The 13,863-nt window shown below is 72.6% G+C and carries 16 protein-coding genes; 6 read left to right on the plus strand and 10 right to left on the minus strand.

The window, feature by feature from the left end; all coding sequences use genetic code 11:
• Window positions 1–56: 56 nt before the first annotated feature.
• Window positions 57–863 carry a sortase domain-containing protein gene (locus tag IEY30_RS05650; RefSeq protein ID WP_052358517.1) on the minus strand — a complete coding sequence of 269 codons (807 nt, stop codon included), beginning with the start codon at window positions 861–863 and terminating at the stop codon, window positions 57–59.
• Between the two features lie 17 nt (window positions 864–880).
• A complete protein-coding gene (locus tag IEY30_RS05655; RefSeq protein WP_030198113.1) occupies window positions 881–1,660 on the minus strand; it encodes a CHRD domain-containing protein in 780 nt (259 codons plus the stop codon).
• A gap of 216 nt (window positions 1,661–1,876) precedes the next feature.
• Here IEY30_RS05655 and IEY30_RS05660 point away from each other — a divergent pair, with 216 nt between their 5' ends.
• Window positions 1,877–2,260 carry a VOC family protein gene (locus IEY30_RS05660; RefSeq protein ID WP_030198118.1) on the plus strand — a complete coding sequence of 128 codons (384 nt, stop codon included), beginning with the start codon at window positions 1,877–1,879 and terminating at the stop codon, window positions 2,258–2,260.
• A gap of 27 nt (window positions 2,261–2,287) precedes the next feature.
• On the opposite strand, the gene IEY30_RS05665 is transcribed toward IEY30_RS05660, so the two are convergent.
• From IEY30_RS05665 to IEY30_RS05680, 4 genes are all read right to left on the minus strand, one after another.
• Window positions 2,288–2,659, minus strand: a complete 372-nt coding sequence (locus tag IEY30_RS05665; RefSeq protein ID WP_030198121.1) for an iron chaperone — start codon at window positions 2,657–2,659, stop codon at window positions 2,288–2,290.
• A 153-nt stretch (window positions 2,660–2,812) separates the two neighbouring features.
• The gene (locus tag IEY30_RS05670) at window positions 2,813–3,568 is read right to left on the minus strand and encodes an alpha/beta hydrolase (RefSeq protein WP_229674855.1); all 756 of its coding nucleotides are present in this window, start codon (window positions 3,566–3,568) and stop codon (window positions 2,813–2,815) included.
• Between the two features lie 98 nt (window positions 3,569–3,666).
• Window positions 3,667–4,683, minus strand: a complete 1,017-nt coding sequence (locus IEY30_RS05675) for a zinc-dependent alcohol dehydrogenase family protein (RefSeq protein ID WP_030198125.1) — start codon at window positions 4,681–4,683, stop codon at window positions 3,667–3,669.
• A 168-nt stretch (window positions 4,684–4,851) separates the two neighbouring features.
• Window positions 4,852–5,850 (minus strand): pirin family protein, encoded by a 999-nt coding sequence (locus tag IEY30_RS05680; protein ID WP_030198128.1) that lies wholly within the window; start codon window positions 5,848–5,850, stop codon window positions 4,852–4,854.
• A 48-nt stretch (window positions 5,851–5,898) separates the two neighbouring features.
• Between IEY30_RS05680 and IEY30_RS05685 the strand changes: the two genes are divergently transcribed.
• Window positions 5,899–7,194 carry an MFS transporter gene (locus tag IEY30_RS05685; RefSeq protein ID WP_052358518.1) on the plus strand — a complete coding sequence of 432 codons (1,296 nt, stop codon included), beginning with the start codon at window positions 5,899–5,901 and terminating at the stop codon, window positions 7,192–7,194.
• A gap of 115 nt (window positions 7,195–7,309) precedes the next feature.
• Here the strand turns inward: IEY30_RS05685 and IEY30_RS21810 are convergent, their stop codons facing one another.
• Window positions 7,310–8,107 carry a S8 family peptidase gene (locus tag IEY30_RS21810; RefSeq protein ID WP_229674856.1) on the minus strand — a complete coding sequence of 266 codons (798 nt, stop codon included), beginning with the start codon at window positions 8,105–8,107 and terminating at the stop codon, window positions 7,310–7,312.
• 10 nt (window positions 8,108–8,117) lie between these two features.
• Here IEY30_RS21810 and IEY30_RS21815 point away from each other — a divergent pair, with 10 nt between their 5' ends.
• Complete coding sequence (locus IEY30_RS21815) at window positions 8,118–8,789, plus strand: hypothetical protein (RefSeq protein ID WP_229674857.1); 672 nt, start codon at window positions 8,118–8,120, stop codon at window positions 8,787–8,789.
• Between the two features lie 187 nt (window positions 8,790–8,976).
• Here the strand turns inward: IEY30_RS21815 and IEY30_RS05695 are convergent, their stop codons facing one another.
• Complete coding sequence (locus IEY30_RS05695) at window positions 8,977–9,693, minus strand: hypothetical protein (protein ID WP_156035257.1); 717 nt, start codon at window positions 9,691–9,693, stop codon at window positions 8,977–8,979.
• Window positions 9,694–9,961: 268 nt separating this feature from the next.
• Between IEY30_RS05695 and IEY30_RS05700 the strand changes: the two genes are divergently transcribed.
• Window positions 9,962–10,300, plus strand: a complete 339-nt coding sequence (locus tag IEY30_RS05700; protein ID WP_030198139.1) for a hypothetical protein — start codon at window positions 9,962–9,964, stop codon at window positions 10,298–10,300.
• Between the two features lies 1 nt (window position 10,301).
• Window positions 10,302–11,456: a hypothetical protein gene (locus IEY30_RS05705; protein WP_030198141.1), complete on the plus strand. Its 1,155-nt coding sequence runs from the start codon at window positions 10,302–10,304 to the stop codon at window positions 11,454–11,456.
• Here the strand turns inward: IEY30_RS05705 and IEY30_RS05710 are convergent.
• Window positions 11,426–11,842, minus strand: coding sequence for a hypothetical protein (locus IEY30_RS05710; RefSeq protein ID WP_030198145.1), 417 nt, complete (start codon window positions 11,840–11,842; stop codon window positions 11,426–11,428). The genes IEY30_RS05705 and IEY30_RS05710 overlap by 31 nt on opposite strands.
• Before the next feature lie 826 nt (window positions 11,843–12,668).
• Window positions 12,669–13,256, minus strand: coding sequence for a hypothetical protein (locus IEY30_RS05715; RefSeq protein ID WP_030198149.1), 588 nt, complete (start codon window positions 13,254–13,256; stop codon window positions 12,669–12,671).
• Between the two features lie 177 nt (window positions 13,257–13,433).
• Here IEY30_RS05715 and IEY30_RS05720 point away from each other — a divergent pair, with 177 nt between their 5' ends.
• A complete protein-coding gene (locus IEY30_RS05720; RefSeq protein ID WP_030198152.1) occupies window positions 13,434–13,652 on the plus strand; it encodes a hypothetical protein in 219 nt (72 codons plus the stop codon).
• Window positions 13,653–13,863 lie beyond the last annotated feature (211 nt).

A 13,863-nucleotide genomic window follows, 5' to 3' on the forward strand; every position in this document is an offset into this window, starting at 1 on the left:
CAGCCGGCGCTGGGAGGGGCCCGACGGCATACCTCGCAGTGAGCGGGCGCGTGGCCTCAGCTCGTGCCGGTGAGGTGACCGAAGACCACGACGTTGTCGCGGTACTCGTTGCGGCTGTCGGTCGGGCCGCCGCACGTCACGAGGCGAATCTCCGCCTTGGTGAAGTCGCCCCGGTAGACGGCCTCGGTCGGGAACTGCGTCTTCTTGTAGGCCGCGACCGTGTCGACGGTGAAGCGCAGGTGCGAGCCGTCCCGGCGCGACACCTTGACGACGTCGCCGGCGCGGACCCTGCCGAGCTCGTAGAAGATGCCCGGCACCCCGGAGGGGGTGTCGACGTGCGCGGCGAGGACCGCGGGGCCGAGCTGTCCCGGGGTGGGGCCGGCGTCGTAGAGGCCGACCTCCTGGGCCGTGCCCGGCACCGAGATCGTGCCGTCACGCTGGATGCTGAGCGGCACGAAGTGGGACGAGCGCACCCCGATCGACGGGATCTCGATCGACGTCGGCTCGGACGCCTCGAGGAAGTCCCCGAAGCCGTTGTCGTCGCTCGTGCCCGGCTCGGCGCTCGGCCTGGTGCCTGCCGAGGTGCTCGGAGATGGGCCGGTTGTCGGTGTCCCGCCCTGACCGGGGGAGGCCGTCGGGCCCGCCGGGGACGTGCTGGCCGAGGGCACCCCGGCCGCCGCGGGTTGCGGCGGGCCGGGGGTCCCTGACGTCCCTCGGAGGCCGAGGACGAGCGCGATGACCCCGACGACGACCAGGGCGGCCGTGACCGCGACGGCTGCCCTGACACCCGCGCCACTCACGCCACTGCGGCGAGCGGGGCGGGTGGGGCGGTCACCGTCGGGGGACTGGGTGCGCTCGCTCACGGGAGGAGTCCCGTCGCTCAGGCGCGCGAGCGCGCGCGACGGGCGGCGAAGGCGCCGGACCCGGCCGCGGCGAGCAGGGCGCCGCCACCGACGAGCATCAGGGCCTCGTTCTGGCCGCCGGTCTTGAGGTTGTCGGCGGCGAGGCCGCCACCGGTGTGCATGCCACCGGCGGGCGCGACGCGAAGAGCGCCACAGAGGGCCGGGTCGGTCGCCTCGGTGGGCAGCGACGGCATGAGGTCGCTCTTGGTGTCGCCGGAGTACTTGCCGTCCTTGTTGTAGTCGACACCGTGGATGACGACGACGGACTCGCCGGCCGAGATCGCCTTGGCGACGGCGCTCGAGACCTTGATGCTGCCGCGCTGGTAGGCGATCTTGCCGCCGGGGGCGGTGCTGAAGCGGTCGATGGCGAGGCCGGACTTCGGGCTCGTGTCACCGGTCTTGGTCAGCGAGACGACGATGTCGCCGTAGGCCGGTCCGCCCTCGGTCGTGTTGAGGTGGCCGTCGCCGTTCTTGTCGTCGGACAGGACCGGGCACTCGTGGCGGGCCTCGGCGCCGAAGTGGATGTGCGCGGCGTGCGGGTTGTCGGGGAGCAGGCCGTTGGCGGCCATGGTGACGGTGATCTTGTTGCCCTGGACGTCGACCATGGCGGTGCCGCTGCCGTCGACGCCGTTGCCGGCGACGGGCTTGAGGTTGGCGCTGACCCAGGTGTCCGCGGCGAAGGCCGGTCCGACGCTGAGGGCCATGGCTGCTGCCGCGGCGAGGCTGGCGCCGGCGATCCGAGTGGTGGTGGTGCGCATCTGTGTTCCTCCTTGACGAGGAGACAAACCGTCCATCCTGCTCTGCTTCAGACGGGGGGTCGTCGTCGACCGTCTCCGCGCGGGGGTTCGCCGCGCAGGGCGCGACTGGATTGGGGTTCCAGCGAAATTTCTCGATGGGAACCCCGCCACGACCGGCGGCCGAGGTCTTGACTGGGTGGAGCGGGCGCACCCCGTGCCCCGGAGAGAGGACCGACCGTGCTCCAGGACTCCCACGCGTTCAGCGGCTTCTCCGTCGACGACATCTCCGCGGCCAAGGCGTTCTATGCCGACACCCTCGGCCGGCGCGTCACCGAGGAGAACGGCATGCTGACGCTCCACCTCGCCGGCGACGGCGGCGACCGCCCGACACTCGTCTACCCCAAGCCGAACCACGAACCGGCGTCGTTCACGATCCTCAACTTCCCGGTCGACGACGTCGAGGCCGCCGTCGACGACCTGACCGCGAGGGGTGTCACCTTCGAGACCTACGCGGGCACGCCGATGGAGACCGACGCCAAGGGCGTCTTCCGCCAGGGCGGCCCGCTCATCGCCTGGTTCACCGACCCCGCCGGCAACGTCCTGTCGGTCGTCGAGCGCTGACCTGGCCGCGCCACACCGGGACCCTCGTCAGGTCTCGGAGCTCTCCGCGGCCGCCCGCCGCTCGAGGCACAGCGCCGTGATCTGGGAGATCAGCTCGAGCGGCACCGGAGCGTTCATCGGGAAGCGCACCGTGTCCTTGGCGCGCCGGTAGGGGGCGATGGCCCGCTCGAACACCGCGTCGCCCGTGGGCACGGGGTAGAGCCCGACGTGGTTCTTCCAGCCGGCGTAGTAGATGAGGGGCTTGCCGTCGACCGTGAAGGTCGCCATGCCGTAGCTGATCTTCTCCCCGGCGTGGGGCGCCGCGTCGTGGATCGTGCGCCGAACCTCCGCAAGCTGGGTCCGCGTCTCCTCGGGGTAGGAGGCGATGTAGTCGTCGACGGACGCAAATCTCGGGGCCAAGCCAGGTCCTCACCTAGTTCCGGACCGGTCGTTGGAGGGGATGCCCCCGACTGTATTGGCCCAATGGGGCGTCTGCAAAGGAAGTTCGCATTGCAGGACCTAATGGTCACTCATTCCCAAAAGGGGCATCCGGCCGGGGTGAGCCTCTCGGCCTCAGACGTCGACCCACTCCTCGCCGGCGAGGATGCGGCCGACGACGCCGCCGGGGTGGCGTCCGAGCAGGGTCGCGGCGGCGAAGTCGGCAGCGAGCTGGTCGAAGACCTGGCCTCGGCGCAGCATCGCGTGCTTGCCGCCCTCGACGGTGACGTAGCCGACCAGGTCGGCGGTACGGCCGAGGTCCCGGGCGACCGCAGCGGAGTTCGTCGGTCGGGCGATGCGGTCGTCGTCGCCGTGGACGACGAGCACCCGGCGACCGGCGAGGTCGAGTCGTCCCTCCGTGGGGTAGACCCACGGGTTGAGGGCCACGGCGCTGACGACGCGATCCTCGCCGGCGGCGAGCAGCGCAGCGCGCCCGCCGAGCGAGTGGCCCACGAGCCCCACGGGCAGGTCGGGGCCGAAACGCTCGGCGACCTGCCCGAGCGCCCACCGCACGTCGTCGACGGGGGTGTGGTGCGCGTCCCAGCCGCGGGTCGAGTTGAGCAGCCGCAGCACGGCGAGCTCACCCTTGGCGGCGCGCGCGATCCGACCGGCGATCGGCACCATCCGCAGCACCGACAGCTGGGTCGGGCTGACCCGCATCGGACGCCGCCGCGCGGCGCCACCGTGGAGCACGAGCGCGACGCCGCGGGGCGCGCTCGGCGCCGCCGTGTCGATGAGCCGCGCGTGCGTCATGTGGTCCTCCGCCTTCCGGGCCAGGGCCGCCGTGGGGCCATCGATGGGGTATGCCGTGTGCTCGGGTTCGCGGGTCACGTCCGGACTTCGGAGCGCGAGCGTCCACGGCTTGGTGCGCACACGGCATACCCGATCGGTGTCGCCGGGCGGCGGCTGTCGAAGGTTGGCGGCGCTGCTCAGGGACGCAGGAGGACCTTGATGGCGCGGCGCTCATCCATGGCCTTGTAGCCCTCGGCGACGTCGGCGAGCGGGAGGGACAGGTCGAAGACCTTGCCCGGGTCGATGCGGCCGTCGAGGACGCGCTCGAGCAGGTCGGGCAGGTAGGTGCGCACGGGTGCCATGCCGCCGGCGAGCCCGACGTTGCGCACGAACATCTGGCGCACCGGGAGCTCGACCCCGTGCGGGGCGCCGACGAAGCCGACCGTCGAGCCCGGGCGGCCGATGCGGAAGGCGGTCTTCATCGACTGGTCGGTGCCGACGCACTCGAGCACCGAGTCGGCGCCGATGCCGCCGGTCAGCTCCATGACGGCCTCGACGCCGGCGTCGTCGCGCTCGGCGATGACGTGGGTGGCGCCGAACTCGCGGGCGAGGGCCTGGCGCGGCTCGTGGCGCGACATGGCGACGATGCGCTCGGCGCCGAGCTCCTTGGCGGCGATGACCCCGCACAGGCCGACGGCGCCGTCACCGATGACGACGGCGGTGCCACCGGGCTTGACGCGCGAGCTGACGGCGGCGTGCCAGCCGGTCGCCATGACATCGGCGAGGGTCAGCAGCGACGGGATGAGCGCGTCGTCGGGCATGCCGTCGGTCTTGACGAGGCTGCCGTCGGCCTGGTTGACGCGGACGAGCTCGGCCTGGCCGCTCTCGGTCCAGCCCTGGTGGTCGCAGACCGAGGTCATGCCGGCGAGGCAGTGCGGGCACGTGTTGTCGCAGTGGACGAACGGGATGACGACGAAGTCACCCTTGGCGACGTGGCTGACGTCGGAGCCGATCTCCTCGACGACGCCGACGGCCTCGTGGCCGATGGTCGAGCCGGCCGTGATCGGGTTGGCGCCGCGGTAGGGCCAGAGGTCCGAGCCGCAGATGCAGCCCGCCACGACGCGCACAATGGCGTCGGTGGGCTCCTCGATCTTCGGGTCGGGAACGTCGGTCAGGCGGATGTCGCCGGGGGCATGGATCGTCGTCGCGCGCATGCGGCCATCCTCCCCCACTCACCCGACTGCCCCACTCGGTCGAGTGCCCAGTTCCCGGCGTCGGGAACTGGGCACTCGACCAGAAACTCTCGTCGAGTGCCCAGTTCCCCGCGTCGGGAAGTGGGCACTCGACGGGTGTCTGGCGTCGAGTGCGCGGTTGCCGACGGGTCAGCCGCGGGAGCGGAGGCGCAGGTTGGGCAGTCCCGGGGCGGGGAGGGTGTGGTCCCAGACGTCGGGGAAGGTGCCGTAGGCCTCGGAGCCGCCCGTCTCGCGGGCCTGCTGCCACGCCTCGCGGAAGCCGACGACCTCGTCGTGGCTGCGGCCGATGAAGTTCCACCACATGACGATCTGCTCGCCGAACGGCGCTCCGCCGAGCACGAGGAAGCGCGCCGGCTCGTCGGGGCCGGCCTCGACGGTGATCCGCTCGGTGCCGACGGCGTGGAAGGCGATCTCGCCCGGCTTGGCCGTGGCCTGCCCGACCGTGAGCAGGCCGGTGTCACAGAGGAGCCCGTGCTCGTGCCCGGGGTCCACGTCGAACGTCAGCGAGGCGCCGGGCTCGAGCGTCACCTCGGCGCCCACCAGGTCGGAGAACATCGTCACCGGTGAGGTCTGCCCGAAGAGCGTGCCGAGGAAGACGTGGACCCGCGCGCCGTCGACCTCGGTGACCGGCGGCGCGTAGTGCTCGAAGCCCGGCTCCGTGGAGCGGTCGGCGTCGGGGAGGGCGACCCACAGCTGCGCCCCGTGGAGCACCGTCGTGGCCGGGGTGGAGTACTCCGAGTGGGCGATGCCGCGGCCCGCGGTCATGATGTTGAGCTCGCCGGGCCGGACGAACGCGTGGACGCCGGTCGTGTCGCGGTGCTCGACCTCGCCGGTGAAGAGCCATGACACCGTCTGCAGCCCGGTGTGCGGGTGGCCGGGGACGACCATGCCGCCGGTCTGCGACACGTCGTCGGGGCCGTAGTGGTCGACGAAGCACCAGGCCCCGATGAGCGAGCGCTCGCGCTGCGGCAGGCTCCGGCGCACCGGCATCGCGCGCGGACCGCCGAGCGGCACCTCGCGGTAGGGGAGCACGACGGCCTCGGGCTGCTGCTCCGACTCTGGCTGCGACGACGGGGGCGCGTCCTCTCCGCAGACGATCTCGGTGGGGTGGCGGTCGGGGTTGCTCACCTGATCAGGCTAGGCCCGCTGGCAGGTCCGGTTGCTAGGTTGCCGCGCATGACCGACGCGACCGCCGCTCCTGCCGACGCCGGAAGCCCGGGCCGCTGGTCGGCTTGGCGCGTCGTGTGGTGGTTCGGCTTCGTCAGCCTCGCCGCGGACATGGTCTACGAGGGTGCGCGCTCGATGTACGGCCCGCTGCTCGCCTCGCTCGGGGCGACCGCGCTCGTCGTCGGCCTCGTGACCGGCGCCGGCGAGGCGATGGCGCTCGTGCTGCGCCTCGTCTTCGGGCCGCTCGCCGACCGGACGGGTCGCTACTGGGGCCTGACGATCGCCGGCTACGGCCTCACCGCCGTCTGCGTGCCGCTGCTCGCCGTGACGCCCTTCATCGGCGGCGCGGGCCTCGTCGTGGCCGCCGTCCTCATCCTGCTCGAGCGCTCCGGCAAGGCCGTGCGCAGCCCCTCGAAGTCGGCCCTGCTCGCGCACGTCGCCTCGGCCGTCGGCCGCGGCCGGGGCTTCGGCGTGCACAAGGCGCTCGACCAGGTCGGAGCCTTCGCCGGGCCGCTCCTCGTGGCCGCCGTCATCGCCGCGGCCGGCGCCATCTGGCCGGGCATGGCCGTGCTCGCGATCCCCGGGGTGGCAGCCATGCTGCTCCTCGCCGTCATCCGCTCGCGCGTGCCCGACCCGTCCGTCTACGACGTGGAGCCCGTCGCCGCGAACGACCCTGCGGCACAGCCGGTTGCGGACGCGTCGCCACCCCGCGGCGGGCTGCGTGGCTGGTTCGCCGATGCCGTCGGGTCAGGTCTGCCGCGCGAGTTCTTCGGCTACGCCTTCGCCGCCGGGCTCATGACCGGCGGGCTCGTCACCTTCGGCATCATCGGCTACCACCTGACGGTCGGCGGGCTCGTCCCCGTCGCCACCGTCCCGGTCGTGTACGCCGGTGCCATGGCCGTCGAGGCGCTCGCGGCCCTCGGAGTGGGTCTCGTCTACGACCGCCGCGGCGGCGCCGTGCTGTATGCCGTGCCGATCCTCGTCGCGCTCGTGCCCCCGCTCGCACTGGCCGGGTCCGTGTGGCTCTCGCTCGTCGGGGTCGCGGTCTGGGGCTTGGCCTACGGCGTCCAGGACTCGACGGTGAAGGCGCTCGTCGCGGAGGTCGTCGAGGCACCGAGGCGCGCGACGGCATACGGCGTCTTCGCAGGGGTGCAGGGAGCGTTCGCGATCATCGGCGGGCTCGTGGCCGGGTGGCTCTACGACCGGTCGCTGCCCGCGCTCGTGATCGTCGTCGCGGCGACCCAGCTCGTCGCGCTCGTCCTCCTCGCGCGCACCGTCCGCTCCCTCCACCACCGGACCGTGTGACGACGAGGCCACTCGAGTTGGCGCCCCGACCGTCGAGTGAGCGCCCCGCCCCACACGAGTGAGCGCCCCGCCCCATAGAAGCGTGGGACGGGGCGCTCACTCGAGGTGTTGAACGTCAGCTCACGGCGTCGAGGGCGTCGATGATGCCCTCGCCGTAGTAGCTGTTGTCAGCAGCCGGTCCCGTGCAGGCCGGGCCGTAGTTGAGCTCGGCGGGTGCACACGCGTGGTCGTCGGCCTGCGCGCGGAGCTTGTCGACCATCTGCGCGGGCGTCCACGTCGGGTGCACCGACTTCATGAGGGCGAGCACGCCGGCGACGTGCGGCGACGCCATGGACGTGCCGCTCTTGTTCCCGTAGCCGTTGTTGGCGACGACGGTCGAGAGGATCGTGCGACCCGGAGCGGCCACATCGATCTTGCCGAGGCCACGGTTCGAGAAGTACGCGAGCGCGCCGGTGCGGGTGACAGCCGAGACCGTCACGACGCCGGGGAGCTCGGTCGGGATGTCCTCGCAGCCGCTGTTGAGCGTGCGCGAGACCTGGCCCGAGGCCGGCTGGTCGTCCGGGCTGCCGGTGTCCTTGAACGACGACTTGTCGCTCAGGTCGTGGGCGGAGTTGCCGGCCGCGGCGGCGTGGACGACACCCTGCTTCGTCGACCAGGCGACGGCGCGGCGCACGGCCTCCTTGGCGGCGTACTGGTCGGGCTGGTCCTCGCAGTAGAACTCGAACGGGTCGACGTAGTAGCTGTTGTTCGTCACGTCCATGTGCTTCATGCCGGCCCAGATGAACCCGCACACGGCGTACTCCGGGTAGATGAAGCCGTCGTCGTTGACGACCTTGACGGCGGCCATCCGCACGTTCGGGGCGACGCCGACGATGCCGACACCGTTGCGGGCCGCGGCGATCGTGCCGGCCACGTGGGGTGCCGTGGTCGCTCGTCGTCGGGTACCAGCCGGTGGCGGAGAGGTCGGGGCGGCCGGCGTCGGAGCAGTTGACCGAGTCGGCGACGTCGATGTTCTTGACGAGGTCGGGGTGGTCGGGGTCGATGCCGCTGTCGAGCACGCCGACGAGGACGTTGCGCGAGCCGTCGGTGATCTTGTGGGCCTGGTCGGCCTTGATCATCGTCATGTCCCACTGCTCGGTCTCGCGCGGGTCGGTCGTGGCGGCCGGCGAGGCGTCGGACTCGACGTCGCCATTGAATGCCTTCTTGGCGCCCTTCATGTAGCCGGAGGCGCCGCGCCCCCAGGACGCCCCGACGGCCTCGGGGGTGCCCTCGGTGACGGCGACCGTGCGGCTGGCCCCGACCGAGTCGACGGCGTTGCCGCCCTTGGCGACGACGTCGGCGCGGAAGGTCGAGACCTTCGAGTGCGCGACGACGACACCGATCTGCGGCCACGACTGGACGACGACGCCGCCGGCGGCACGGACGGCCGACTCGACGAGACGGGTCTGGCCGGGGTTGGCGATGCGCGCGTTGACGATGTAGCTCATGAGCTGCCCGTCCGGCGCGCTGATGGTGACGGGCGTCGAGACCGGTTCGGCGTCGGTCGAGGCGACGGCGACCCCACCGACGGCTGCGGTGGAGGCGAGGGCGAGTGACGCGACGGCGACGGCGCCGCGTCTGGTCAGGCTGAGGTGTCGCATGTGGTGAGCTCCCAGGGTGTGAGTGGGACTGTGCTGGCGCCCGGATCGGGCGCACCGTCACATCCTCGGGGGCTACTCGCCGGTTCGGGGCCGAGAGGCCGGGGCAATTTCGGGCGACTCTGGAAAGCCTGATCGGGCGGCTTCAGACCGTCTCGGCGGACTCGGGCCGAGTGAGCGGCGCGAGCGCGATGAGCAGCACGAGGGAGCCGAGCGGCCCCAGCCCCCAAGGGAGCACGAGCAACAGCGCGCCGATGGCTGCGAGTGCGAGTGCGCCCACCGGCATACGACCCTCGAGCGCCAGCGCGACGAGAACGGCCGCGAGTGCCAGACCGGTGAGCACGGCACCGCCCGACGCGAGGACCGACGGGATCGTGTCGTCGAGCAGCCCGGTGAGCCGGCCCAGCCAGACCGCGCCCGTGGCGCCGGCGCCGAAGGCCGCGAGCAGCGCCGTCGGCACGGCGAGCGGCAGGTGGCGCAGCCGGACGCCGAGGCTCGTCGTGAGCCACGCGAACCCGGCGACGGACAGCACGAGCAGCACCCCCGCGGCGACGGACAGCGCGCCGTCGGCGTGCGCGGCGGCCAGGCCTCCGAGCCCACCGAGGTTGCCGAGGCCGCCTGCGTCGTCGAGCGTGTCGAGGCCGTCGACCCACTCGACGATCCCGTGGGCGAAGAGCAGCAGGGGCGCCAGCAGCGCGAGCAGCGGCACCCGGTCGGACGACACCTGGCCCGCCGTCGCCGCAGTCGCGCTCGGGTGGGACGTCGTCGGCCGGGAGGTGGTCGTATGCGTGTTCGCCGGTCGCGTCGTCACCGTGGCCGTCTGCATCGGCACCCGTGCGGGGGCCAGCGTGCTCGTCGTCATGCGTCCAGCGTGGCCGTCGGCGGCGGTGGTGCCCATCGGGGTCGACCCCGAGCCGTCCCCCAGCGTCCCCTGAGAGGAGGGAGGTGCAGCCGGGTGTTTTTGTGCATTTCGGAGACTTTGACCGCCTTTGGTCGTAGCGTGCGGCTGAGGGGTCGAGGTCAGGGTCGGCCCTCAGGCTCTGGTCAAAGGGGTAGACATGTCGGTGCGCTTCAACGCTCCTCCGGGATGGCCGGTTCCGTCGTCGTCGTGGGCTCCGGGTGACGACTGGATGCCCGATCCCAGCTGGCCCACGCCGCCGCGCGGATGGACCTTCTGGATCGTCGACCGTCCGGCCGCGTCCGCCCCCGGTGATGCCGGGCTGTCCCGCTTCGGCACGCCGCCCCGCTCGACGGCCGCCACCGCTGCGCCCACTGCCGTCAGGTCCGGCGCCTACGGCACCGACCGCGGCAGCTGGCTCGCGAACCTCCGGGCCCGGGCTGCGTCCAAGTCCCTCGTGACAGCAACCTCGTCGGGGCCGGCCGCCGAGCCGGTGCGCCAGCGGAAGGTCGCCGACAGCGCCTGGGAGCTGGACGGCCTGCTCGCGTCTGCGGGCCGGCTGGACCTCTGAGGTGGATCTGCTGCTCAGGGTCGCACCCGAGGTGCGACTCAGCTCCTCGACGTCCGGACTGCGTGCCTCGCTCGAAGGCGCCACCGTCCGGGTCGGCACCGGCGTCGGGTCCCGGACCCTGTCGCCCGGCACGGCCGACGGCAACGCGGTGCACCACAGCCTGACCGAGCTCGAGACGCAGGCCCGGCAGGCCCAGGAGTCCGGCGACCTGCACGCGCTCGGCTCGATCGAGGAGGCCTTCGGCTCGCTCCACCTCGAGCATCACCCGCCGCGTCGCCGCCCCGAGCCGCCGGAGCCCGCGACGATCTCCGCCAAGGAGCGGAGCCTGCTCCAGCGCAAGGCGTTCCGCGCCGCCCTCCCGCAGGTGTCGGTGTTCCGGCGCGTGGCGCGCACCAAGGCCCGGGCCATCGCCGAGACCGAGGCCGACAGCTTCAGCCACACCCTCGACCTCGCGCACACCGTCATCGCCCAGCACCGCGCCGCGGCCCTTGACGACCAGTGGAGCGACCTCGCCGACCACGACCGCTGCGCCGTCATCGCCGAGCTCGAGGCCGAGTTCGAGTCGGCGGCGTGCGGCTGCACGTGCGTCGACGCCGGGTGGGAGCCCGACACCTCGCGCGGCTACGTCACCATCGTCTCGCGCTATCCCGGCTTCGACATCGTCGCCGAGCGCGGGCCCGGCGTCTCGTCGAGCGGCCGCCGGATGCTGCGCCGCCGCACCCGCGCCGAGCGCAACGCCCTCTACCTCAGCGGTCTCGCGTCGTTCGCCCTCGCTGCGGCGCGCCGGGCCATCATCGTCGCCGTCGCCGCCGACGACGTGCACCTCGTGATCGTCCGCCCGACCGAGGCCGGCGAGGGCCTCGAGCCGATCTACGTCGGCACCCTCAGCCGTGAGGCCGTGACCCTGCGGCCGTCGCTCGCCGACCCCGTGCCGCTGCTGCTCGGCTCCGCCGTGCGGCCACTGCAGTTCGAGGGGCCGGCACACGACCTGGTGGCCGTCGCGCCGGACGGCGACGTCATGGACATCGTCCGGCTCTGTGTCGAGGCCATCGGTGAGGCGGTCGGTGTCGAGGGCATCGGTAAGGACATCGGTGACGCGAACGTCGCCGCGGACGGCGAGGTGGTTCAGGCGGGGAGCCTGCACGACGCCGACTGACCCTTGGCCGCCACGGCCTGGTAGCCGGGCAGCGTGGCCAGCCCCTTCTTCCACAGCACCCGCCACGCCGCCTCGGCTGCGGCTGGGGTCATGCCGCCCGCCTTGAAGTGCGACTGGTCCTTGAGGTGCGTCTCCCACGGCGCGATCGCCACGCGGGCCTGGGTGAGCATGCCATCGACCGTCTTCATGGACGCCGCGCAGCCGCGGACCGCGTCAGCCGCGCTGCCGGTGGCCGAGGCGTCCACCGCGCAGCTGTCCTTGGAGGCCGCCAGAGCCCTGTCGGCGGCGCGGAACGCGGCGACGTTCTCGGGAGCCTTCTCCGTCGTCGCCGGCCACGCGGCCTTGGCCTGGGCGAGCGTGAGCTTGCCGGCCTGCAGGTTGTTCATGATGTCGAGGTGGCGGTCCCACTGGGACGGAGCGGTTGGCGTCGGCGCGGGCCGCCGACTGCAGCCCCCACTTGGCCCGGCACGAGGCGACGGCCCGGGCGACCGGGTCGGCGGTGGGGGTGGGCGTCGGCGTCTGTGTCTCCGTCGTCTGTTTCTCCGTCGTGGTCTCCGACGGTGTGGCTGTCGTCGGCGTTGCCGTCGCCTCCGACGTCGTTGCCGACGTCGTCGTCGGGTCGGGCGTCCCCGTCAGTGGCGCGGCGAGACCGGGGATCGCCGACGGTGAGCCGTCCGGGGACGACGAGGCGAACAGGCCCTTCCCGACCCACACGGCTGCGCCGAGGACGACCACGGCCAGCACCCCGATCACGACGGGCACGACTCCCCGTCGTCGCTCGCGATCCCGGATCGCCCGTCTCGTCTGTGGCTGCTCATCCATCGCATCCCCCTCGACCACCCGCGCAGCTGCCCGATCCCCCCGAGACACCTGCGACCTCGTTTGCACCATAACTGCTACCCATGCGTACTGGCCCCGAAACCCATTGGGATCTGGTCGAATACGGCATACCGTCGGAGGTGCGCTCTTGTGGACGAGGTTGTCCGGGCGGCGGTCGAGGGTGAGGCGCCGAACCACCTGACGCTGCCGTCCGAACGAATCCTGTTGTGTCATAGTGCATTTGAAGCCACTCGGGGGTGTGGGACGGGGGTGGTGGCGTGGCTGGGTCCAGGCCTGACGTGAGTCCTGATGTCGGTGATCTGTGCCATCGAATGCGAAAAAGCGTCCTGCACAGTGCATTTCACCCCAAAGTGGGTGAAAGATCCGTAGCCATCAGCGCCGGGTCGGCGACATGAGCCAGCCCCCAGCCACCTCCCGGGCGATCGGCACCACTCTCGGGCCGGCGTTCACTCCGGTGCTCGCCGTCCTCGCTGGTCTCGTCGCGTGCGTCGTCGCGGCCAGCTCGACCGGCGCGATGGACCCGCTCGTCTTCGTCGAGGACGCCGGGCCGCTCGTGCGGTGGTCGGTGCCGCTCGTCCGCGTCGGGCACGACGTCGCTGCGGCCGTCACGCTCGCCTCCCTGGTCTTCGCCGCGTCCCTCGTGCCCGCCCCCGCCCGGTCGGGCCCGAGGATCCGCGCTCTCGCGCCGTCGGTGCCGATGCACCTCGCGGCGGGCGCCGCCTTCGTCTGGGCCGCTCTCGCGCTCGTCGGGGTCGTGCTCACCTTCGCCGACGCGGCGGGGCTGTCGCTGTCGAGCCCGGCGCTGGGGCCGCAGCTGCAGGCGCTCGTGTGGCAGATCGACGCGACCCGGATCGGCCTGCTCACCTCCGGGGGCGCGCTCGTCGTCGCGACGGGCGCGGCCCTGGCCCGCAGCCGCGTCGCAGCCGTGTGGCTGGCCGTGCTCGCGGCCCTCGGCGTCACGGTCCTCGGGCTCTCGGGGTCGGTGGCCTGTGGGCGGCGGCGATGCTCGGGACCGGCGATGGCACCAGTTCAGCAACAATCCCAGCCGCAAGCCCAGCAGCTACGGCAGCCACGCCCGGCTCACGGACCGGCACGGGGCAGGGTTCGCGCACCGTCCTGGCGTGTCTCGGGGCCGTCGTGCTGTGCGCGTTCGCCGCTGCGGTGTGGCTCGCGCGGACCTCGACCGTCCTCGTCGCCGATGCACTCAGCGGCCTCGACCTGCCGTGGCTGCGGGATCTCGCTGCCGACCAGGTGCGGGCCGGGGCCGTGGTGCTCTTCGTCGTCGTGCCGGTCTGCGTGCTGCTCGTCGCCGTCACCACCGTCCGGGTGCAGCGCGCCGGCACGCGACAGGCCTGACTGCCCGCGCTCGCCCTGGGTTGCCGGCGACGGCGAGGGTGCACACGGCATACGCCCTCCTGAAACAGCTCGTCACGTGCCTTCGACGCGAGCCGACCACGGGCGCGAATCCGGCGCTACGCTGCGACGACGGGCTCGCGGACTTCCGGACCATCCCTCCGCCGCGTGCCCGCGAGCGCGACGTTGCCCGGCGGGGAGGGCCATGAGGGGT

It is taken from the genome of Terrabacter tumescens, assembly GCF_014646815.1.
Lineage (GTDB): Bacteria > Actinomycetota > Actinomycetes > Actinomycetales > Dermatophilaceae > Terrabacter > Terrabacter tumescens.